We start from the raw sequence: 23,316 nt of genomic DNA on the forward strand, positions 1-23,316 counted from the left end.
TTTGTGATGGCTAATTTAGCATATCTATTGAAAATCTTAGTCTTTGTTTGTAAAGTCATAGTTGAATTGAATTTCAAGTTTTTGAAAGAATATGTTTTAAGCATCTGTAAATAGTTTGTAAACTTGTATAAAAATTATTTTTAAAACTCATTTGAGTTTAATTTTTTAGAGATAAAAACTATATTGCTAACAAAAAATATAATGCCAAAAAACAAAATCTATTTTGAAATTTCCGAAAGAAAGATGATTCTGCATCTTGTAGATTTTTTCTGTGTTTTTACAGCCTTGTATAATGTGGGGTACTTTTTCGACTTGGTTTATTTAAAAGCTTCAGTATCTAACTTAATTTATTTGATGGTTTTAATTCTTTATCTTAAAGTCATTGGAACTATTTTTGAATTGTATAATCTTCAAGTAGCAAGTAATGAATTCCAAGTGACAAGAAGTGCCATTCTCACTGCTACAACAATGGTATTAGCGTATTTTTTGACACCAGTTTATTCGCCAGAATTACCAAATAACCGTCTTCAAATCCTTGTTTTTTTATTGGTTATTTTCTTTTCATTGATTTTATGGCGGATTTTTTATGTACGTTTTTTGGCTTCCAAACGTTTTCAACAAGATGCCTTATTGATATGTGACGAGGATCAGTTAGAAGAACTTGTTTTTGGCTTGGAAAATATAGACCCACATTATAAAATTATTGCATATGTAAGTGATTCTAAAAGTAAAAATTTAGAAAGTTCATTCCATTCTAAAATAAAATGTTTGCCTTCGGTGGATTTAACCACTTTTGTAAAAGAGAAAAACATTACTGAAATTATTGTAGCTATTCAGAAACCAGATAGCATTACAGCCGAATTGTACCAGCAATTATTGAAATTACTGGAGTCAGGAAATGTAATTCGAGAATATTCTCAAGTATATGAAGCAAAAACACAACGCATTCCAGTGCAATATGTAGGTGTAGGGCGAGATTTTTATCGCTTTTTTCCTTTTAGTCAAAGCAACCAAAATCGCTTGTATTTATTAATAGTTAGAGTATTAGAAGTTTTTGTTTCAGTTATTGGTTTACTGATTACGCTATTATTAATTCCCTTTGTTTTTTTAGTAAATAGTATAGCTAACAAAGGAAGTTTGTTTTATACACAAGAACGTGTTGGAAAAGACGGTGTGGTGTTTAAGATTTTAAAATTTAGAACAATGATTGAGGATGCTGAACTTGAGAATGCGGCATTTGCTACTGTCCAAGATAATAGAATCACCGCTTTTGGAAAGTTCATGAGAAAAACCAGAATGGATGAATTTCCGCAATTTGTTAATGTTTTGAAAGGCGAAATGGCGGTAATAGGACCACGTCCTGAAAGACCATTATTTGTGAAAGAATTTGCCGAAAGAATGCCTTTTTATGAAACAAGACATATTATAAAACCAGGGCTTACCGGTTGGACACAGGTGAATTATAGTTATGGAGAATCCATTGAAGGGAGTTTAATAAAGTTACAATACGATTTGTATTATATCAAACACAGGAGTTTTTACCTTGATTTTAATATTACATTAAAAACAATAACCACCATCTTGTTTTACCGAGGGAAATAATGTTTTATAATCACTTATTTATAAATCAAATTTTGTTATTTCTGAGAATTGATTGTCCTTAGCCTCCGGAGTAGAGCGGCACATTCAGAAGTAAGTTAACTTTTGAGTAAAACATAAAAAAATGACCGATTTTGATTTTCAATATCGGTCATTTTTGTTTTTCGAGGTTTTTCAAGGATGCTTTTGGGTAAAAAAATGGATTTTTGCTTCCAACAAGACACAGGTGTCCCATCAGATTTATTTTGTTTTTTAAGCCGCTATTTCTTGGGCTTTTTTTAAAATTCTTCTTCCTATCCCAAGCGCATTTTGAGCAGGCTTAGAATTGGATATTTAAAAATAAAATAAGCTTTAATATGTAAGATAAATCTATTGTGTTGAGTTTGTTGTTTATACTGTTTTTAGATAATTAATTTAAGTATAAACAGTAAATTTTGATAGTAAAAAAGAGGTCTGAAATAAAATAAACTTAAAGATAAATAATTAATTTAAAAAGTGACTAGGAGTAAAATCGAACTATATTTTTTTTAAAAAATTGTGCTTCAATCCTTCAGTGGATGGGGCTTTAATCGAACACCTTATCCCTATTTTAACTTTTTTGGACGAGTTTAATTAATGATGTTAATTTGTTTTTTTTCAATGACTTGTGTTTTGAGTAAATTTAATTTTGTTCAATTTTAGCTATTCTTTTGACAATGAATTAAAAGTTAAATGAGGGAAGTTCAATTTAAAATATACATGTGATACAAAGTTAAATTATAGATAAATAATTTAAAAAGGCTAATATTGATAAATTAAGTGATAGTTATGCTATGAACCCAATGTTAAAATAAAGCAAGGTATTGAAGAGTTTATAAAATGGGTAAAGCAGTATCCAGAATTGGTTTGATTTATTTAAAATAGAAATTAAAATAAAAGTGAAGAAAAAAATATATGAACTTAAAAATTCGTTAAGTACTAAAAAATCCAAGCAAGTTATTTCATTGTATTGGGTCAATATTACTGGAATTCCTTTAGGATTAGTGACTAGTATGATTCTTACCCGTTATTTAGGTCCAAAATTATTTGGTGATTATTCTTATCTTAATGTGCAGTTTTTATTTGCATATCACTTCTTTTATGTAAATTTCTAACTAACAAAAACAATAATGTCAGTAGAAAAACAAACGGCGAAAGATTAATCAAAAGAGACAAATTATTAGAAACTTCTTCCATCGATTCATATACCTGGTCCAATTCTTCTTTGGACATAATGAAAACCATAATGAAGTTCGCAATCAATACTCCAGCAGTTAACAATGTAGTAATCAAGACACGCCACCACGTATTATCACCTTTGTATGCTTGATTAATGAACATTTTATTAATTTAATTTTACTACTTATTTTTTTGTCCGAATTTAGTGTAATTTTCTCTTTTTATCCCTTACTTTGCCAAAATTAAATCCCTTTTGCAATGATTCAAATATATCACAATTCCCGCTACGGAAAATCCAGAGAATGTCTTGTTTTCTTAAAAAATTCAGGTCAAGAATACGAAATCATCAAATATTTGGAAGATGTTCCCACTTTTGAAGAATTAAAAGGAATATCAAAAAATTAGCCCTAAAACCTATTGAATTGGTACGCCAAAAAGAGAAAATCTGGATAGAGAATTTCAAAGGCAAAATAGTATCTGACGACGATATTATTCAGTCTATGATTCAGAATCCAATTCTTATCGAAAGACCTATTGTTATCAACGGAGATAAAGCAATTATTGCAAGACCGTTGGAGAAAGCAGTCACTATTATTTAATAGTACTTTATCCTATATTTTAACAAACATTTATGATTTATTACGTAGCCAAAATGTACTTTTGGCCTTTTATACGAAAAACAATTCTTTTAAATTTATGAAAAAATTAAAATACGTTCTAACTTCCCTTCTATTGATTACTTCCTTTCTAGGTTTTTCACAAGGAAGGCCTCAGATGGCTAAAATAAAAATTACTGGAAAAGTGATTGAGAAAACGAGTAAACAAGCGCTCGAATATGCCACCATTACTTTAACAAATCCAAATTTTCCAAAAGCAACAACTTCAGGAGGAATCACAAATCCAAAAGGGGAATTTAATATTGATATTAGTCCTGAAACTTATGATATTAAAATAGAGTTCATTTCTTTTAAACCTATCATAATCAAAGGACGCAGCCTTAGAGAAAGTACTAATTTAGGCGAAATCGCTTTGGAAGAAGAAGCTTCACAACTGAATGAAGTAGTTATAAGGTCTGAAAAAACAACTATCGATATCAAACTCGATAAAAAAGTATATAATATTGGTAATGATTTGATAGTAAAAGGCGGAACCGTAAGTGACGTGCTTGATAATATCCCATCTGTTTCGGTAAATGCGGAAGGAACCATAAGCTTGAGAGGAAATAAAAACGTAACCATCTTTATAGATGGAATGCCTTCGAATGCTGTTAATGTCAATGAAGCGCTCCGATTGATTTCGGCCGATGCCATTGAAAAAGTAGAAGTAATCACCAATCCATCATCTCGATATGATGCTGAAGGTGGCGCTGGGATTTTGAACATCATCTTAAAAAAAGGTAAAAATAAAGGAATTAATGCTGCTCTAATTGCAGCATCTGGTTATCCCGAAACTAACAGCATCAGTGGGACTTTGAATTACAAAACAAAACACTACAATCTGTTTACCAATCAAGGATATTCTTATCGAAATAATCCTGGAAATGCATTTATCCAAACCGAATATCTAAATCCAAAACCAAATTCTCCGGAATACATTGAAGAAACTCGTAAAATTGAGAATAAAGCGAATAATTATAATGGAAATTTAGGACTAGAATTGTATGTTAACGAATCGACTTCCTGGACCAATTCCATCAATTACAGAAACAGTGACGAAGCTATTGTAGAAAACATAAAACGCGACAAACAATATGCTAATTCTGCGACCGATTATACCCAAACCCGCGCGAACGATAACGAAGTAAAAAATGTAGATGTCGCATATAAATCTAGTTTTCGAAAAAAATTCAAGAAAGACGGACATAAGTTGAATGCTTTTGTGCAAATTGGCAACAACTATTACAAAGACTTAAACAATATAACTGATAGTGATAATAAGTCTAGTAATGACAACGCCCGAAATATCCAAAATATAATCAGGCAATTATACCAATTGGATTATGTTTTACCAACAGGTAAAGCTGGACAGTTTGAAGCGGGTTATCGCGGCAGCTTTACCGATCAAAAATCAGATGCGGTAATTTATAACGGTGCTGTTCTCAACACTGATTTGACCAACAATCTGGAATACATAGAAAAAATAAATGCAATTTATTCGCAGTACGGATTCAAAAAAAATAAGTTCTCTTATTTATTTGGACTTCGTTGGGAAAACTCTAATATTCACGTAAACCAACTTACCTCAAATGATTTTAATCATAAAAAGTACAACAACATCTTCCCAAGTGCCTTTTTGACTTATGAAATTTCAAAGGAAAGCAGCTTATCTCTTAATTATAGCCGAAGAATTACTCGTCCAAGAGGAAGTATGATTAATCCATTTGGCAATTTTACCAGTAACATCAACATCTCTAAAGGGAATCCAGATTTGGATCCGTCAATGACCGATGCGATAGATTTTGGTTTCCTAAAAAAATGGGATAAAATACTGTTTAACACCTCAATATACACCAATAATACAAAAGATGTTGTTATTTACACAAAGATGGAATCTGGTGATTTTGTCAATGGAGTTCCCGTATTCATTACGAAACCCATCAATTTAGCTACAGAATTCAGAACAGGATTCGAACTGAACCTAAATTATACGCCATACAAATGGTGGAGATTAAACTCTAATTTCAATTTTTTCAATATTGATACCAAAGGAGATTATACGTATACCGATTTTAACGATCAGGTAGTAACCCAAAATTTTGACAATAATGCTTCTTCCTGGTCTGCAAAATTAAACTCAAAAGTAACTTTACCCAACAAAATTGATTGGCAAACCAATATGAATTACACTGGCGACCAAAACACCGCACAAGGAAAAATATTAGGCGTTTTTGCTATGAATCTTGGATTTAGTAAAGATGTTATGAAAGACAAAGGAACCTTTGCTTTTACTATTAATGATGTTTTTAACTCCCGAAAAAGAAAAGTGGAGACCCTGATTCCAAATGTTATTCAATCGTATGGCGAAATGCAATTTAGTCAAAGACAATTCACACTTTCTTTCACCTATCGATTCAACAAAGCGAAAAACGAGAAAGAAAAAGATCCAAACAATGGCAATGGAGATGATTTCTAAGGATAGTTAATTTTGTTTAACAATAAAAAAGGGCTGGATCAAAATTTCTAACCCTTTTTTGTATTAAGGTTTAAAAATATAATTTTGAGATATGATAAAGGCGAAAAGATTAATTTTATAGAGTATAAAAGAAAATGACTTATTCCATTTCTCGTATTTCTTGGGATACGAATGTTAAACATTATATCCGAAACGGATTGAAGTTTGATGTGCTGATGTAACTATTTTGAAGACTTTAGTTGGAAAGAAACACTATATTCATTTTTTGATAGATCATTATTCTAAGATTATTTTAGGATATAGTATTGAAAATAGCTCTAGTCCAAAAGCTATTAAAAACTTATTACAGGAAGCTTATTTGGAGCATAAAAACAAAGATGTTATTTCTTTAGTGACAGATGATGGTGTTGAAAACGTAAATAGTGTTGTTAAGGGATTTTTGAGAATAACAAATTATGAGATTAAGCGTCTAATCGCTCAAAAAGATATTCCTTTTTCGAAATCTAGTATTGAAGCTTTTAATAAAATAATCAAAAAATCAATTTTTACTTCCTCGAAATTTAGAAGATAGAAAACAACTTGTATATGCTTTAGCTGAAGATGTTTATATTTATAACATTTTCAGGAAAAACTATGGATATAAACCATTATAAAGTTCATTTTGATGCCCAAAAGAAACTAAGAATATCCCAAAACCAACAAAATAGATGTGAGGAATGCAAATAATATAAAAACTTAAAACCTAATATTAGATTTATTCTAATATTAGGTTTTAAGTTTTTGCATTTCCTGTTTTAAGATTGTTACTTTATTTTGACTTTTATGTAACAGTTTGGTTTTTAGATGTAATTCCTTATATGGGACGATTTATTATAAAATAATCGTGTTAATAGCAACCGATATTACAGGAACCTTATATTTTTGGAGAAAAACTAACAATGCAAAATCACCAAGCTATTGTACTTGGACAGGAGGAACATTCGTAACTAATAATGAAAGCCAGGTAGCAGATCCAAATTCCATAATTCAAACTGGACAAGGATTTTTTGTAGAAGCGAAAAGGGCTGAAGCCACTTTGATTTTTAATAACAAACAAAGAGATTTGAATACTGCAGGGAAATTCTTTAAGGTGAAACAACAAATAGTTGAGAGAAATACAATTTGGCTAAATGCCACAGATTTAGCAGGGACGGGTAATTTTTCGCAAATGGCGGTGGGTTATATTACCGATGCGACCCAAGGAGTAGATTTTTATGATGGAATGTATTATAATGATGGTACTCTTTCGTTAAATTCTTACCTCGATAACACTAAGTACGTGATTCAAGGTCGTGCCTTACCGTTTGATTCTTCTGACATTGTGCCTTTGAGCTTTAGTAGTAGCATAGCAGGTGAATATAGCATTGCTCTAGATCATGTTGACGGATTGTTTACTGGAACACAAGACATATTCTATTGGATGTCACTACAGATATAGAAAACTAATTTAAAAACGGGAGCAGCACTTTTTGCAGCATCAAGATTAGGGAGTAGTAATACAATGGGGAATTTAGAGGAAGAAGACGTAGCTAACGCAGGGAAACCAATAGCAGGAATGCCAATAGATGATTATTTATGGATTTTAGCTCTAATTTGTTTGATATATGTTTTTATGAAATTAAGAACAAGTCAAAAGAATGAAATATAAATTTAAATTAAACACGATTTAAGAATGAATTTTAGTTCTTAATATTTCTTTAAACAAAACAATGATTTTATACAAACAAGCCATCTTTTTGTAAAAAATACAGGTGTTTTTATATGTTCTTATGAAGCTTGATTTGTTAATTAGAGATCTTACCAAAACACAAATAAATTAAATAAGGAAATTAAGGAATCCATTTTGTAAAATAATATAATTTATATGAAAATATTAATAACTGGAGCCGCAGGCTTCATAGGATTTCACACAGTAAATCAATTTATTGATGAAGGTCATGAAGTTGTGGGGCTTGATAATATAAATGATTATTATTCTCCTCAATTGAAATATCAACGTTTAAAAGAAGCTGGTATTGAAACTAATGAAATTAAATGGTATCATTCGGTAGTAAGTACAAAAAATGCGAGGTACAGTTTCGTTCGAATGAACTTGGAAGATAAGCAACAATTATTTAATTTGTTCCAAAAGGAAAACTTTGATTTTGTTATTAATTTGGCAGCACAAGGAGGAGTTCGTTATTCTATTGAAAATCCAGATGTTTATATTCAATCTAATATTATAGGGTTTCATTATATTTTAGAAGCCTGTAGAAGTTATCCAGTCAAACATCTTATTCATGCTTCTTCCTCTTCTGTTTATGGAGCTAATACAAAAATTCCATTTAGCGAAGATGACAAGGTGGATAGTCCTGTAAGTTTGTATGCCGCTACCAAAAAAGGTAATGAATTGATGGCACATTCCTATAGTAGTCTTTATAAAATTCCAATTACTTGTTTGCGATTTTTCACAGTTTATGGACCATGGGGGAGACCTGATATGGCACCGATGCTTTTTGCAAAGGCTATTTTGAATAATAAACCTATCAATGTGTTTAATAATGGAGATATGTCAAGAGACTTTACTTATGTGGAGGATATTGCAAATGGTATTTATTCAGCTTCAATGAAAGTTGAAAGTAATTATAATGTACTTAATATTGGAAATGGATTTCCTGTTAATTTAATGAATTTCATTGAAGAGCTTGAACTTGCCTTAGATAAAAAAGCAATAAAGAATTTTATGCCAATGCAAGCAGGTGATGTAAAATCGACATGGGCTAATATTGATAAATTAAGAGATAGTTATGCTTATGAACCCAATGTTAAAATAAAGCAAGGTATTGAAGAGTTTATAAAATGGGTAAAGCAGTATCCAGAATTGGTTTGATTTATTTAAAATTGAAATTAAAATAAAAGTGAAGAAAAAAATATACGAACTTAAAAATTCGTAAAGTACTAAAAAATCCAAGCAAGTTATTTTATTGTATTTGGTCAATATTATTGGAATTCCTTTAGGATTAGTGACTAGTATGATTCTTACCCGTTATTTAGGTCCAAAATTATTTGGTGATTATTCTTATCTTATGTGCAGTTTTTATTTGCATATCCACATTTGCATACCAGAATAAAATATTCTTCATTAAAGAGTTATAAACCCAATGAAGTTTGATGCGCTGATGTAACTATTTTGAAGACTTTGGATGGAAAGAAACATTATATTCATTTTTTTGATGGATCATTATTCTAAGATTATTTTAGGTTATAGTATTGAAAATAGCTCTAGTCCAAAAGCTATTAAAAACTTATTACAGGAAGCTTATTTGGAGCATAAAAACAAAGATGTTATTTCTTTAGTGACAGATGATGGTGTTGAAAATGTAAATAGTGTTGTTAAGGGATTTTTGAGAACAACAAATTTTAAAGGTTTAAACTTAATCTGTATTTTTAACGCAGAATATTTATTATTTTTCACACAAAAAATTTTTTTTAAAAAAAAAAATAAAGTAAGTTCGCACCTACAATATTTCTATTCTTGGTTTTATCCTAAAATAAGAAAAATATTAATAATTTAGTGTAACTGAAGTGGCGCAGCTATATCCAATCGGATAGTAAAACACTGAAAAATAGATTTTCAAAATAAATTATCTACAACTACTTGATTTTAAAATAGCTGACAGCTATAATATTTAATTTTATGAAGAGTATACATTTTAGGAGTGGATGGTATGTCATTTACACAAAATCTAATTGTGAGAAAAAAGTATATGATGTATTAAAGGAGGACTTTGATGTCTTCCTTCCTCTTAGAAAAACGATTAGGCAATGGAGTGACCGCAAGAAAACAGTTAATACGCCATTGTTTAAATCATATATCTTTGTTTTTTTGAAAAATAGTGAAGACCAATCCAAAGCACTTAAACCTGATGGAGCATATAGTTATATCACCATTCAAGGTAAACCCGCTATTGTTACTGATAAGGAAATAAAATCAATTAAACTTTTTATAGGGGAATTATTAGACGTTGAATTGGCTCCTTTTGAAATCTGTATAGGTGAAAAAAGGAAAATTAATTCAGGCCCTTTTTTGGGATATGATTGTTTTATTGTTGACTACAAAGGAAAAGAAAAAGTTGTTGTTCGGATTGATTCTCTGCGAAGTTGTATTATCGCAGAGATAAATAAGATTCATTTTGCAGAAATACTTTAATTATCCACACTTGTGAATGTAATCGATTGTTCATTTTAAAGAATAAAAAATATAGATGATATGATCAAATTATTTAAAAACCTCTTTTAGAAACCTTAAAAAAAGACTGCCTTTCACTCTAGCTAACTGTTGCAAGGGCAATTGCTTTTAAACCAAAATTTATTTTAGCAGATGAACCGACTGGAAATTTAGATTCCAAAAACGGTAAGGAAGTGATGGACTTGCTTTAGGAATTGAATAAAGATGGAACGACTATTATTATGGTGCCCCACTCTAAGAGGAATGCAACATATGCTAGTAGAAGAGTGTTTTTATATGATGGAAAAATAGTTGAAAAGTTAATTGAGGAAGAGATCTAAAAGAGTGATTAATGTATAATAATAGCACTATAGAAGCTTATCACGAAGAGGGAATTTGTATTAAATCTGATTCCAATTCAATATTTGGAATTTTAACCCGTTCCAATGTTGTGAAAATTGGAGAAAACAAACCTTTACTAGTATTAGTTCCAGCTGTAAGTGGTACCAGAATAGGGCCTCAAAGGATATTTGTTGAAATAGCTAGAGAAGCTGCGAAATTCGGATATTCAAGTTTTAGAATGGATATGAATCGGGCAGGTGATTCAATTCAAGATCATAAGGAAATCATAGATAATTCAGAAAATCCACTAATTTCTTGGTATAATAGTTATTTAGACGAGATTACAGGTTTTTTTAGCAAAAGTCCATATACATTTTCAAATTATTTATTGTTGAGCATTTCATTGGGTTGCGAACCAATTTTAAGGTATGCAATAAAAAGGTCTTATATTTCAGTTATATTTCTATCTCCAACCTATTTAGATTATGTTAGTGGTACTAGTGTTAATAAGAAAAATCTAAAATCTTATTGGCATAAAGTTTTTAAGAAACAGACTTGGATAAAATTAATCCATTTTGATTTGAACTGGAAAAAAATAGTTAGAAATGTGATTCCAGAAAATCACACAATAAAAAAACAAAAATCTTCACAGTTGATTGTTAATAAAACGATTGAAGTATACAGCATCTATGGTGAACTAGATCAAGAATTCATAGATTCAAAAAATCATTGGAATAAATTAGTAGATAATGGTGTACTTTCTTCATTTGTGTTCAAAGTTGTTAAAGGCTCTGATCATAATTTTTTTGGATATCAGTTTAAAAAGGATGTCAATTCAATCCTAATGGGATGGTTATCTGGTTTTGAATGGAAAAATTAATTTATAAAATTTTTGAGATTCCTGAAAAAAAAGCAAATCTCTGTTTACATATTCACTATCCTATAAAGTCGAATGATAAAGCGTTTCTTTTTGTAAATCCTTTATTTGATGAAAAAAAGAGGTCTCAAAAATTCCAAGCGGATACGGCTCGTGCTTTAACTAATAAAGGTTATACCGTAATTAGGTTTGATTATTATGGAACAGGAGATAGTTATGGAGATTTTGAAGAATTTACCATTAATTCCTGTTTAGAAAGTTGTAAAGCTATTATGAATTTTATTCATATTGAAATCGGAATTACTAATGTTTCAATTTTGGGAATACGATTTGGAGCCAGTTTAGCATTAAAGATAGCATCAGAATACAAAGAGTTGGAAACTGTTTTTTTAATAGATCCAATCACTTCGGGTAAACGCTACCTTATGGAGCTTCGTCTACGTAGAAAGGCTTTTTTTATGTTAAATAAGATGAAGAATGTAGGGGAGAAGGTAATTATTAATGGAGAAGAATTTGAAGATCATCAAGGATATTTAATAAGGGCTACTTTAACTGAGGAGTTGATGAATTTGGATGTATTTCAATATATCCTCAGTGATAAAAATATCTTCCTTTTTTCATTGGATACATTGAATTATAAAAAATTATTGAAGTTACAAGAGGATTTGAATTCATCCGGGAACAAAATTAAATTAATAAAAGAAAAGACAACATCATTTTGGAACACGATGGAAATGGCAAAAACAGAATCATTAACAATTGAAATTTTGAAGTATGTTTAATCTTTTTAATAGAAAAGAGAAAAAAAAAACTAAAGAAAAATCTGTCTTTGAAGTTTCTACTTTAGATACCGTAAAAGAACTAATTTCGGAAGTCGTTGGAGATATTGATAAAGGGGATATATATCCAGAAGCTGAATTAGAAAATTTGGGATTGGATTCTATAAAGTTTTTGAATATTTTATTAGCTTTTGAAGATATATTAGAAATGGATTTGGAAGACATTGTTGAAAAAATAGATCTTTCAACAATGCAAACTGTTCAGGACGTTATTGATCTTATAGATGAACTAAAAAACAACAAAGTTTAAGTGAGAGACTTTATTTATAAAAAATATAAAGAACTCAAAAAAAACAATTCAAATTCGATTGTTTATTTTGAAGGTAAAGAAAGAATAGAAAAAACCTTTGCTTCTTTTTCAGTTGATATTGATAAACATATTAAGATATTAAAATCAATAGAAAACTCTAATGGCGAAATAAATAGGATTGGTATATTAGGGGCGACATCATATAAGTGGGTAGTTTTTGATCATGCTTGTATTAAAGGTGGTTATAAGTCAGCGGGACTTCCCGAATCTTTAGGAGTAGAAGTCATTGATAAAATCATAAAGGATTTAGATATAGACATATTACTACTCGATTTCAGCCTAAAAGATGTTTATGGAACTATTGAAACGACTCAAATTTATTATTTCAATTGCACAGAATCTATAAAGAATGATGTTGAATTGATAAATTATCAAGATCAGATTATTTCAGAAGAAAATTTGATTCAAGAAGATTATAGTATTGTGTTTTCATCTGGGACTTCTCAACAGATTAAATATATTAAGAGGACATTTCAGGATATAAAAGAAGATAAGAAATCCTTATTAGAAAAGCTTAAATTTTATTGGAGCTACAGAGGGTCTATTTGGTATATTATAAAGAAAACGAAAGATAATAAATTGATTATTTTTCTCCCTCTTTCGCATCCCATGCAGCGTTGGTTCATTCAAATAGCCATTAATAATAAAATAGACATTGTACTTTCCGAATCAAAAAATTGTATCAAACATATCATGATGGAAAAACCCAATATCATGGTCTCTATTCCTCCTGTATATGATGCAATGGCATCTTTAATTGAGGCTAGAATAGAACGTTTTGATAAAAAGCAACAAAAATTATTTATAATTTTTAATAAATACAATTTTAATAAATTAAAAAATGGAAATCCAATCAAGCAGTTTTTTACAAAACAACTATTTCAAAAGGTGAAAAAAATTTATGGAGGACGAGCTGACTTGTTTATTACAGGAAGTGCTCCTACAAAACGGAAGACCTTGGAAACTTTTGAGAAAGTTGGAGTACGGCTATATGAAGCTTACAGCCAAAGTGAATTATCAACCATTATTATGAATTCCCCTAGACATTATAGACTAGGAAGTGTCGGAAAACCACGAAAAAACTTAGCTGTTAAAATTGGGAATGAGGATGAAGTTCTTATTAAGTATAACGAAGATTACGATACTATAAATAAAGAGGTTTTGAATATAAAAGAAGATTATATTCATACTGGAGATACTGGTTATCTTGATAAACAAGGTTTTCTTTATATAACAGGGAGGTTGGATGATGTCATTGTTTTAGAAAGAGGTAAAAAGATACACCCTGATGCAATTCAAAATAAATTATCTGCTTTGCTAGATAATGCTCGAGTTCTTGTATATTCTTCAAATAAGCAATCTATAGATTGTTTAATTTTTTCGAAAACACTTATAAAGACACAAGCCCAATTTCAAATTTCAGATTTAAATAAAAGTTTAGCTTCCTACGAACAAATCAAAAACTTTAGGATTATCAAAGAAGAGCCTTCTGTTGAAAATGGTTTATTGACAGCTACCTTAAAGTTAAAGCGGAAAACCGTTATAGGGAAATATATAAAACTAGAAGAACCGCTAATTAAAGTATGATTATAGATTTCCATACACATTTGGCATATCATAAAATATATCCAGATACATTTTTAGCAAGTCTTTTCAATTTAGGCAAGACAGATTCAGAGGATTCCAAGCAGTTATCGTTATTAAAATTGTTTTTAAGGGATGACTTTGGGGAAAAGCTAATCAAACAAATGGATGACTCTGAAATTCAGAAGGCTGTCTTGTTAATAGTTGATGACAATGATTATATAGGAGCCTCTAAAGAAACGATTGAAGAAAAGTACGAACGACATAGAGACGTCTTAAAAAAATATCCAGATCGATTTTTTGTATTTGGAGGCTACCACCCCTTGCGTAAAGGAGGTTTTGAATTGTTGCAAAGAGGTATTGAAGAATATAATTTTCATGGGATTAAGTTGTACCCACCTTTTAACTTTAAAGTGAATGATCCACTAATGAAAAATTGCTATCAATATGCTAATGATAAGGGACTAACCATTTTGTCGCATACAGGGTTTTCAATCAAAGGACTTAAAAATGAATATGCAGAACCTAAAGACTTTATAGAGATCGTTGATCTTTATCCTAAAGCTAATTTTGTGCTGGCTCATGCTGGATATAAATTGAATGATCCTATTGTAAAAGAGTTGATTCAAAAGAGTAATGTTTATGCAGATATAGCAGGGTTCAAAATAGCAAAAAAAGAAGATTTAAAGTTAATTTTTGAAGAATCTTATAATCATAAAATTTTATTTGGATCGGATTGGCCTATTAATAATATGATGAAACCCTTGAGTTATTTAGTGGATTCTATTAAATCATTATATGAAGAATCTAAAATAGATAACCCTAGGTTGTTAGAAAATATTTTTTACAATAACGCTTTAAAAATTTTATCAAAATAAATGTTTGAAAAAAATTCTAAATGTATTGAGAAATTTACTTCTATTTCAGAAGTTTTAGAATATAGAGCTTTAGTTTCTCCTGAGAAAATAGCCTATACGTTTTTAGAAAATGGACTGGAAGATGAACTGAATTTAACTTATAAAGAGTTACATAATAGCGCATGCAGTATTGCAAATAGGCTTTTAACTGATTTTAAAAGTGGGGATCGTATTGTTTTGTTTTTTCCGCCTGGGGTAGATTTTATAAAAGCTTTTTTTGGTTGTTTGTATGCAGGCACGATCGCGGTGCCTTCTTATCCTCCTAAAATGAATAGGAGTGTAGATAGAATGAAGGGGATTTTGGAGGATGCCACTCCAGTATCAATTTTAACAGTATCAGGTATAGGTTACGAAAAAGTCTTGTCAAAAATTGATACTATAGATAGCTCGATAATCTATTTGGATAAAATCGATACAAATAAAAGTAGTAAACGACCTCAAGTAAACATTTCAACCGAAGTTGCGTTTTTACAATATACATCAGGTTCTACTGGGGTACCTAAGGGAGTCATTGTTTCTCATGAAAATTTGATGGACAACCAGGAACAAATAAAACAGTTATTTCAACTTCATGAAGCATCAATACTAGTTGGTTGGTTGCCTTTTTATCATGACATGGGTTTGGTTGGTAATATATTACAATCAGTATATAGTGGATTTAGAGCGATATTATTCCCTCCCGTTCAATTTTTGAGAACGCCAGAATTATGGTTACAAGCCATTTCAAAATATAAAGCGACTGTGAGTGGAGGTCCAAACTTTGCTTACGATTTATGCGTAAAGAATGTTAACGAGTCTGTTTTAAATGAACTTGATTTAAGAAGTTGGATAACCGCTTTTAACGGAGCGGAACCAATTTCGTTAGATACCATTAATAGTTTTGCAGGTAGATTTGAAATTTGTGGTTTTAAAAAAAGTAGCTTTGTCCCTTGTTATGGTATGGCAGAAACAACTTTATTAGTTGCAGGTAAAGGCGCAAACAAACCAATTGTAACAGAAAAATTTACTGAAGATCAATTACAATTTAATATTGAAGAAAAAGGAGCTGGTTTAGAAAAGAGAGAATTGGTTTCTTGTGGAGAGGTAGTCAATGGATTTGATATTAAGATTATTGGCGAAAATGGAAGAGAGGTAAATGAAGGCGAGGTAGGCGAAATTTGTTTGCAAGGAAAAAGTATCTCAAAAGGTTATTGGCAAAATTTAGAAGAAACAACAAAACATTTTCAAAACAAAATTGAAGGTACTCAAGGTTTATTTTTTAAAACGGGAGATTTAGGCCTTTTGCATAAAAATCAATTATATATAGCCGGACGTTTAAAGGATATATTGATTATACATGGTAAAAATTATTACCCCCAAGATATAGAAGAAGTCGTTTCTAAATCTCATGAAAATATCATATCTGGTTCAGTTGCAGTATTCAGTGTACTTATAAATGATAAGGAAAGCATTGTTGTTGTTGCTGAATCTGTTATGTCTAAAGAGATGAATGTAAGTGATGTAATTCGAAGTATACACTCAGAAATATTTAATGTATATAAACTGTCGGTATATGATATTGTATTGATAAGAAGAGGAGCTCTTTTAAAAACATCTAGTGGTAAAATTCAAAGAAGAGCCAATAAAGAAGTATATTTAAAAAACAATTTTAGAGAAATAGGCTCTTTTTTAGATTTAAAAAAGGATAAAACATTAATTAAGCAAAAAACAATTGTAAGTATATCAAATACAAAGAAAAAGATACAAGATTTTTTTCAAGCTGAGCTAAACCTTGAGCAACAAATCAAAAAGAATCAGAATCTTTTAGAATTTGGATTAGACTCTATTTCTGTAACAAGATTGGTGTTTTTTATAGAAGATGAGTTTGGTAAGGAAATTCCCTTAGAGCAAATTTATAGTCATCCTACAATAGATGAATTAGCGTTGCTCATTGATAATTATGAGGAAAACATAACAGATGAAGAAGAAAATAATCAAGAAAAAGTAAGAGCGTCTTATTTACAACAAAGTATTTGGATAAATCAGCAGAGAGATCTTTTAAATTCGGGGTATCATATTACCGTTAAAAAAAAACTGAAAGGTTCGTTAGATGCTGAAAAAGTACAAGAAGCATTTCAACATTTAATAGACAAATACGATGTGCTAAAGACCGTATTTGAATTTGAAAAAGAGACACTTTACCAAAAGATTCAAAAGGACTATAAAGTCAATATTGATGTTTGTGAATTGGTTGATGAGATGTCAAAAAATCAATATATTAAAGATTTTTCAAGAACCTCTTTTTCGTTGGAAAAAGGGCCTTTGTTAAGAATAGCGTGTCTATGTGTAAATTCTAAGGAATTTATAGCTGTATTAGTAATACACCATATCTTGGTAGATGGAAAATCAGTTAGTTTATTGTTAAATGAGTTTCAAAAAGTATATGATGCTTTGAGTAAAGATCAACAGTCTTTATTAGCCTCATCACCTCAAAATAGTTTTAAGGATTTCTGTAGAGAAGAATCCATTTTAGATAAGGATTTACTAAAAAAGCAAAAAGAATTCTGGAAACACCAGTTAGACTCAGGAAAAGTTCCTTTACAACTACCAAAGAAGACAAGCAACAGTATTGATAATACTGCTACGAGCATTTTGTTTTCAATAGAAAAAACCGAGTTATTAGCAATTAAAGATTATGTAAAAAGAGAAAAAATAAATTTGTTTTCTTTTTTGCTTTCAGGCTATTATATACTACTAAACCGTCTTTCGGGTAATGATGTAATTACTATTGGTACTCCAGTATCTTTAAGAGAGAAGAAAAAATACGAAGAGGCTATTGGTTTATTTATTAATAGTGTTATGCTAAAAACAAGTATTAAGAAAGATGAAAACCTTTCAATGTTTGTAAAAAAAATATATAATCAAACAAGGGCATCTTTACAATATGCCAATTACCCTTTTCAAAAAATATTAGAAGATTTAGAAGTAGGGATTGATGAAGACAGGCTGGGGTTAAGCACCGTTTTTTTTAACTTTATGAATAATCAAGAAAATAATTTGGTTATTGAATCTTTAGAAGCAGTTTATGGTATTAATCCTGGAGTAGATTTGAATTTTGATTTAAATTTATATGCTCTACCTACAGACACAAAAATAGAGTTTCGTTTGGATTACAAGAGTGCCGATTTTTCTCAAGAGGCGATTCAAAATATAGTTTTCTTTTATAAATATATCCTCTCTGATATTGTACATGTTCCAGATAGTTTAATTCGAGAAAAAAAATATGAGTCTATTGTAAATAAACGGATTCCAGTAATAAGAAATCATAAGCTCTTTTCTGAAAAAGAAAGAGAGTTATCTGTTTGGGAAAAGTTTAAGCAGGTGGCACAATCAAATTCTAAAAGAATCGCTATTAATGGTATTGAAAAAGAATACTCTTATGAAGAGGTATATATCTATGCCAACAATATAGCAGCCTATATAGAAAATGGGAAAGCTGAAAATATAGGTTTGTGTTTTGGGCATCATGAGCACATGATAGTAGGGATGTTGGCTACTCTAAAAACAGGTAATGCCTATGTACCAGTTGATTTGACACTTCCAGATGATAGAAAAGAATATATTATCAAAGATGCAGAAATCCAAAGAGTTCTTACAGATTCTTCTAACTATAAGGAGGTACAGAAATTAGTAACAGCTTTAAATATTTCTGTCGATATTGTTATTATTGACCAGTTAAAAGCACAAGATGTTATTGAAAGAAATGAGCTAGCAAATACCAATTCTGAAACAAGGGCTTATATATTATATACATCTGGTTCTACAGGACTTCCTAAAGGTGTTATTCAAACTCAGCAATATATTATGCATATTGCCTATAGTTTTATTAATAGTTTGGAAATCTGTCCTGAAGATTGCATTTCGTTGATTCCTACTTTTAATTTTAGTGCCTCCATGATGGATACATTCGGAGCGTTATTAAGTGGTGCTTCAATTAAAATTATTGATATTAAAAGTGAAGGAATTTCAGGGATGTTGGAAACGATTTCAAAATCAAAGGTTACAATATACCATTCAGTTCCAACGGTTTTTCGAAGTATGATAGAAGAAGTGACTGTTGTTGAAGATAAGAAAAAATACTTAAAAAATGTTCGACTGATATATTTAGCAGGAGAACCTTTGTTAAGAGATGATGTCGTATCCTATCAAAAAATATTCAATAAAAACAGTATCCTCGTAAATGGTTTGGGGTGTACAGAATTTAATATTTGTAGTCAAAACTTTATTGAAAAAAAAACAGAGATTACATCCCCTTATGTCTCTTTAGGTCATAATGGTTTAGATATTGAAGTCATAATTCTAGATAATGCTCAGACTCCTGTGGATGTATTAGTTGAAGGCGAAATAGCATTAAAGAGTAGGTATCTATCTAAGGGATATTGGAAACTTCCAGAATTAACAAAGCAAAAGTTTATCACAATTGATGGTGAACAGTTTTATTTGACAGGAGATTTGGGGAAAAGACTTCCTGACGGAGAGCTAATGCACTTAGGACGGAAAGATTTTCAAGTAAAGTTAAGAGGTCAAAGAATAGAATTAGGAGAAATAGAATCACAATTGTTAAAAATTGATGGAATTAAAAGTGCTGTAGTTGTATTAAAAGAGCTTTACCAAGAAGAATACGAATTATGCGCCTATTATATTTCAGATTCAGATATTGTATTTGAGGAATCATTTCTTAAAAAACAACTTTCCAGTTTTTTACCATCTTATATGTTACCGAAATACTATAAGCAATTGAAGAAATTCCCATTAACAACAACAGGAAAAGTAGACCGTGTAAAGCTTCCAATTCCTATACAATTGCCAAAGAAGAGAGTCAATATTGATAGTGTTCAAAAAACAAAAAAAGAACTTAAGTTAGTAAAAATATGGGGTGAAGTATTAAGATGTGATTTTGATAGTATTGAAAATGACTCAGATTTTTTTCAGCTAGGAGGAGATAGTTTAAAGGCTTTGCAAGTTTTTTCAAGAGTTCGTGATGTATATAAGGTTGAAATAGGTCTGCAATTCATTTTTGAGCATAGTGAATTTAAAAATATGCTGGATTCAATATCAAAACTTCAAATAACAGAGGCTGTCAAGATAAATAAATCTCCTCTTTCTAATGACCATCCCCTTACTCCAGGTCAATATAGTATTTGGATATATAGTCAATTTAAAGATGCATCTATAGCTTATAATCTTACAGGAGCTTATAAAATAAATGGAAAATTGGACATTGCAATTTTAAAGTTAGCTATTAGAAGACTCTATGAGAAATATGCAGTATTAAGAACGAACTTTTATGAAAAAGATGGAAGTCCAATAATGAGAGTTAAGGAAAAATATCCGATTGCCGGATCTGAAATTATACAATTAAGAAAAACAAATAATAAACATGTTTCAGAATTATTAAGACAACATCATCATAGAATAATAGACCTTGTTAAAGACGAGCTTTGCACCTTTGAAATAATAGAAATAGAAGGAAATCAAGAATTTTATTTATCATACAATATTCATCATATAATTGCAGATGGTTGGTCTTCAGGGGTACTTGTTGCAGAAGTTCTGAAAACTTATAAAGAACTCAAAGAAGATACCTTTAAAGAGCTTTTATTAGATATACAATTCTTCGATTATAGCTATTGGTACAATCAACATATAGAGTCGTTACATGAATCCAAAGTATATTGGCAACAACAATTAAAAGATTTTCCAAAGCCTACTCAGTGGTTAAATAATGTGGTATCCAAAGAAACTTCTTTTGAAGGGAGTGAGATGAATTTTGAATTTGATATAAACCAAACCAATACGCTTAAAAAAATAGCAGAAGAAGAACACTGTACATTATTTATGGTGGTTTTGAGCTTGATTAATATATGCCTATATAAATATTCTAACCAAGAAGATATTATTGTTGGAACCGATTTTTCAGGTCGTAATTTGGGAGAGTTGGAAAATCAGTTAGGTTATTTTTTAAAATTAATACCAGTAAGAACTCAAATAAATAAAGAGTTTACTTTTAGTGAGTATCTTTCTATAGTAAAAACAACGGTTTTAGACGCATTTGATAACCAAGACTATCCTATTGAATATATGATTAAAGATATTGAAAAGGATAGTTCGGATAGAAAGACTCTTTTTAATACGCTGATATTATTTCAAAATTTCAATAATATTCCCGATTTTAAAAATTATGTTTCAGATTTAGATATTACACCAATACCAACTAATAATGCTAATGCCCTTCTGGATTTAACATTTGAGTTTCTCCAAATTGAAGATCGATTAGAATTAAAAATACGATACAAAACAGAAGTATTTGAAGCTTGGCAAATAGAAGGGTTTTGGAATCAATTCAATACGCTGATAGAGAGCGTTGGCGAGAAAAAAAATGAAAATATAAAAACTCTTCATATAGCAAAACAATCTCTTGATACTCCTGTAAGAGCAAAAGTAAATTATCCTTGTGTGATAGATGCTATTAGCAAAATAGCTAAAAAGAACCCTCATAAATTAGCATTGCATTGCAATAATAGAAACCTAAGTTACCAACAATTATATGATAGGGTTAATCAGTTGGCTCCTTTTTTAAAGAGGGATATAGGATCTAAGGAATATGTAGGCATTTTTATGAAAAAAGATGAAAATGCGATCATAACCATACTAGCCATTTTAAAATCAAACTGTGTGTTTGTTCCTATTGATATACATTATCCTAAAGCTAGAATCCAACATATTATTAAAGACGCTAATATAAAACACGTAATATGTGATACAAGTACATCAAAAGAACTATCCGAGTTTAGTTCATCTGTAAATATTTTGGAGATAGAAGAGGTATATAATAAGCCTATTCTTAAAGATGTCAAATTTGAAGTTTGTAAAGAAGATGAATTAGCGTATATTTTATACACATCTGGTTCTACAGGAACTCCAAAAGGGGTGGTGATCAATCGAAGGTCACTTAATTATTACACGGCGACTTTTTTAAATTATTTTGAGTTAACAACAGAAGATCGAGTATTGCAACAAGCAAGTATATCTTTTGATACATCCTTAGAGGAAATTTTTCCAACATTGTGTATTGGAGGGACTCTTGATATCATTGAAGAAGGAGGAAAGGATATAGTATCTATAATTAAAGCTGTCGAAGAACGTGATGTTACTGTAATTAGTTCAACACCATTGATTATTCATGAATTGAATACATCTTCTTTCAATAAAAATAAATTACGATTGTTAATTTCCGGAGGAGATGTTTTAAAGGAAAGTCATATAAGTAATTTTATTGGAAAAATGCCAATTTATAACACCTACGGACCAACTGAGACTACGGTTTGTGCTTCTTATAAAAAAGTAGAGGTTAAAGAAGATTTAATATCTATCGGAAAACCAATTGAGGGTAAGCAAATTGCTATTGTTGATACTAATGGTTTTATATTACCAAATGGCGTAGAAGGCGAAATTTGTATTGGAGGTGAAGGTGTTTTTAAAGGCTATGTTAATGATAAAAATCAAACCGATAATGCTTTAGTTATTTTGAAAGAGAATGGTGTTTTTTATAAAAGCGGAGATAGAGGCTATATAGACAATAAGGGAGAAGTAATTTTTAAAGGAAGAGTAGACAATCAAATTAAAATTAGAGGGCAGAGAATTTCTTTACAAGAAATTGAAGATGCCGTTCTTTTAGATACTACTGTTAAGAATGCTTTTATAAGTGCTCAATTAGATGACAAAGAAAAATTAGATATAATAGCACATGTAGAGAGTAAAGATTCTTTTGAATTTCAAATATTTTTAGATAGGCTTTCCCAAAAGTTGCCGCAGTATATGATTCCAAAGCGTTTTTATAAGGTAAAGAGATTCCCAATCAATGTTAACGGTAAAATAAGTATTGAGAAGTTATTGTCTAATCAATATCCACAGATAGAATTAGAAGATATTTTTATAGTTCCAAAAAATGATATCCAAGAAAAAATACTTGAGATATGGAAAAGCGTATTAAAACAGGAGCATATTAGTATTACAAGTAATTTTTTCCATATTGGGGGAGATAGTTTGTCATTAGGAAAAATTAAAATGGAATTAGAGATTTGTTTTTCTACAGAATTAAGTTTCAAAGAGCTATATGAGGCAAATACAATTCAATTGTCTTCAGAATTGTTTGCGAAAAAAAGTCCAACACAGATTGAGATTGGCAGGAAAGAGTTTATAATTTAAGAATAGCTTTTTTAGAATAAATACAT

15 protein-coding genes and 2 pseudogenes are annotated in these 23,316 nt (G+C 30.1%); all 17 read left to right on the forward strand.

Annotated features, from left to right (window positions below; translation table 11 throughout):
• The first annotated feature begins 198 nt into the window (after positions 1-198).
• Positions 199-1,602: an exopolysaccharide biosynthesis polyprenyl glycosylphosphotransferase gene (locus GTZ96_RS01995; protein ID WP_317168871.1), complete on the forward strand. Its 1,404-nt coding sequence runs from the start codon at positions 199-201 to the stop codon at positions 1,600-1,602.
• A gap of 914 nt (positions 1,603-2,516) precedes the next feature.
• Entirely contained in the window at positions 2,517-2,732 is a 216-nt protein-coding gene (locus GTZ96_RS02000) for a hypothetical protein (RefSeq protein WP_181033122.1), read from the forward strand.
• A gap of 322 nt (positions 2,733-3,054) precedes the next feature.
• Positions 3,055-3,395: pseudogene (locus tag GTZ96_RS02005) on the forward strand (ArsC/Spx/MgsR family protein).
• 97 nt (positions 3,396-3,492) lie between these two features.
• The gene (locus tag GTZ96_RS02010) at positions 3,493-5,928 is read left to right on the forward strand and encodes an outer membrane beta-barrel family protein (RefSeq protein ID WP_161640912.1); all 2,436 of its coding nucleotides are present in this window, start codon (positions 3,493-3,495) and stop codon (positions 5,926-5,928) included.
• 226 nt (positions 5,929-6,154) lie between these two features.
• Positions 6,155-6,499, forward strand: coding sequence for a DDE-type integrase/transposase/recombinase (locus GTZ96_RS02015; protein ID WP_161640913.1), 345 nt, complete (start codon positions 6,155-6,157; stop codon positions 6,497-6,499).
• A 312-nt stretch (positions 6,500-6,811) separates the two neighbouring features.
• Positions 6,812-7,405 carry a hypothetical protein gene (locus GTZ96_RS02020; RefSeq protein ID WP_161640914.1) on the forward strand — a complete coding sequence of 198 codons (594 nt, stop codon included), beginning with the start codon at positions 6,812-6,814 and terminating at the stop codon, positions 7,403-7,405.
• A 63-nt stretch (positions 7,406-7,468) separates the two neighbouring features.
• A complete protein-coding gene (locus GTZ96_RS02025) occupies positions 7,469-7,615 on the forward strand; it encodes a hypothetical protein (protein WP_161640915.1) in 147 nt (48 codons plus the stop codon).
• Positions 7,616-7,831: 216 nt separating this feature from the next.
• Positions 7,832-8,836, forward strand: a complete 1,005-nt coding sequence (locus tag GTZ96_RS02030; RefSeq protein ID WP_161640916.1) for an NAD-dependent epimerase/dehydratase family protein — start codon at positions 7,832-7,834, stop codon at positions 8,834-8,836.
• Between the two features lie 313 nt (positions 8,837-9,149).
• Positions 9,150-9,521: a hypothetical protein gene (locus GTZ96_RS02040; RefSeq protein ID WP_161640918.1), complete on the forward strand. Its 372-nt coding sequence runs from the start codon at positions 9,150-9,152 to the stop codon at positions 9,519-9,521.
• A gap of 122 nt (positions 9,522-9,643) precedes the next feature.
• A complete protein-coding gene (locus tag GTZ96_RS02045; protein WP_161640919.1) occupies positions 9,644-10,156 on the forward strand; it encodes a UpxY family transcription antiterminator in 513 nt (170 codons plus the stop codon).
• A 122-nt stretch (positions 10,157-10,278) separates the two neighbouring features.
• Positions 10,279-10,515: pseudogene (locus GTZ96_RS18265) on the forward strand (ABC transporter ATP-binding protein); the annotation flags it as partial.
• A gap of 11 nt (positions 10,516-10,526) precedes the next feature.
• The gene (locus GTZ96_RS02050; RefSeq protein WP_161640920.1) at positions 10,527-11,396 is read left to right on the forward strand and encodes a hypothetical protein; all 870 of its coding nucleotides are present in this window, start codon (positions 10,527-10,529) and stop codon (positions 11,394-11,396) included.
• Positions 11,384-12,175, forward strand: a complete 792-nt coding sequence (locus tag GTZ96_RS02055; protein WP_161640921.1) for an alpha/beta hydrolase family protein — start codon at positions 11,384-11,386, stop codon at positions 12,173-12,175. Before GTZ96_RS02050 ends, GTZ96_RS02055 begins: the two co-directional genes overlap by 13 nt.
• Entirely contained in the window at positions 12,168-12,482 is a 315-nt protein-coding gene (locus GTZ96_RS02060) for an acyl carrier protein (RefSeq protein ID WP_161640922.1), read from the forward strand. The genes GTZ96_RS02055 and GTZ96_RS02060 overlap by 8 nt, the downstream gene beginning before the upstream one ends.
• Entirely contained in the window at positions 12,483-14,129 is a 1,647-nt protein-coding gene (locus tag GTZ96_RS02065; protein WP_161640923.1) for an AMP-binding protein, read from the forward strand. It begins immediately after the preceding gene.
• On the forward strand, positions 14,126-15,004 hold the full coding sequence (locus GTZ96_RS02070) for an amidohydrolase family protein (protein WP_161640924.1): 879 nt from the start codon (positions 14,126-14,128) through the stop codon (positions 15,002-15,004). The genes GTZ96_RS02065 and GTZ96_RS02070 overlap by 4 nt, the downstream gene beginning before the upstream one ends.
• On the forward strand, positions 15,005-23,290 hold the full coding sequence (locus GTZ96_RS02075; RefSeq protein WP_161640925.1) for a non-ribosomal peptide synthetase: 8,286 nt from the start codon (positions 15,005-15,007) through the stop codon (positions 23,288-23,290). It begins immediately after the preceding gene.
• Positions 23,291-23,316: the final 26 nt, after the last annotated feature.

Origin of the sequence: Flavobacterium undicola, from assembly GCF_009909155.2 — a bacterium.
Lineage (GTDB): Bacteria > Bacteroidota > Bacteroidia > Flavobacteriales > Flavobacteriaceae > Flavobacterium > Flavobacterium undicola.

Coding starts and splice junctions, on each gene's coding strand:
- GTZ96_RS02075 (WP_161640925.1), top strand. CDS start 15,005: ATGTTTGAAAAAAATTCTAAATGTATTGAGAAATTTACTTCTATTTCA.
- GTZ96_RS02070 (WP_161640924.1), top strand. CDS start 14,126: ATGATTATAGATTTCCATACACATTTGGCATATCATAAAATATATCCA.
- GTZ96_RS02045 (WP_161640919.1), top strand. CDS start 9,644: ATGAAGAGTATACATTTTAGGAGTGGATGGTATGTCATTTACACAAAA.
- GTZ96_RS02040 (WP_161640918.1), top strand. CDS start 9,150: ATGGAAAGAAACATTATATTCATTTTTTTGATGGATCATTATTCTAAG.
- GTZ96_RS02050 (WP_161640920.1), top strand. CDS start 10,527: ATGTATAATAATAGCACTATAGAAGCTTATCACGAAGAGGGAATTTGT.
- GTZ96_RS02055 (WP_161640921.1), top strand. CDS start 11,384: ATGGAAAAATTAATTTATAAAATTTTTGAGATTCCTGAAAAAAAAGCA.
- GTZ96_RS02025 (WP_161640915.1), top strand. CDS start 7,469: ATGGGGAATTTAGAGGAAGAAGACGTAGCTAACGCAGGGAAACCAATA.
- GTZ96_RS02060 (WP_161640922.1), top strand. CDS start 12,168: ATGTTTAATCTTTTTAATAGAAAAGAGAAAAAAAAAACTAAAGAAAAA.
- GTZ96_RS02030 (WP_161640916.1), top strand. CDS start 7,832: ATGAAAATATTAATAACTGGAGCCGCAGGCTTCATAGGATTTCACACA.
- GTZ96_RS02010 (WP_161640912.1), top strand. CDS start 3,493: ATGAAAAAATTAAAATACGTTCTAACTTCCCTTCTATTGATTACTTCC.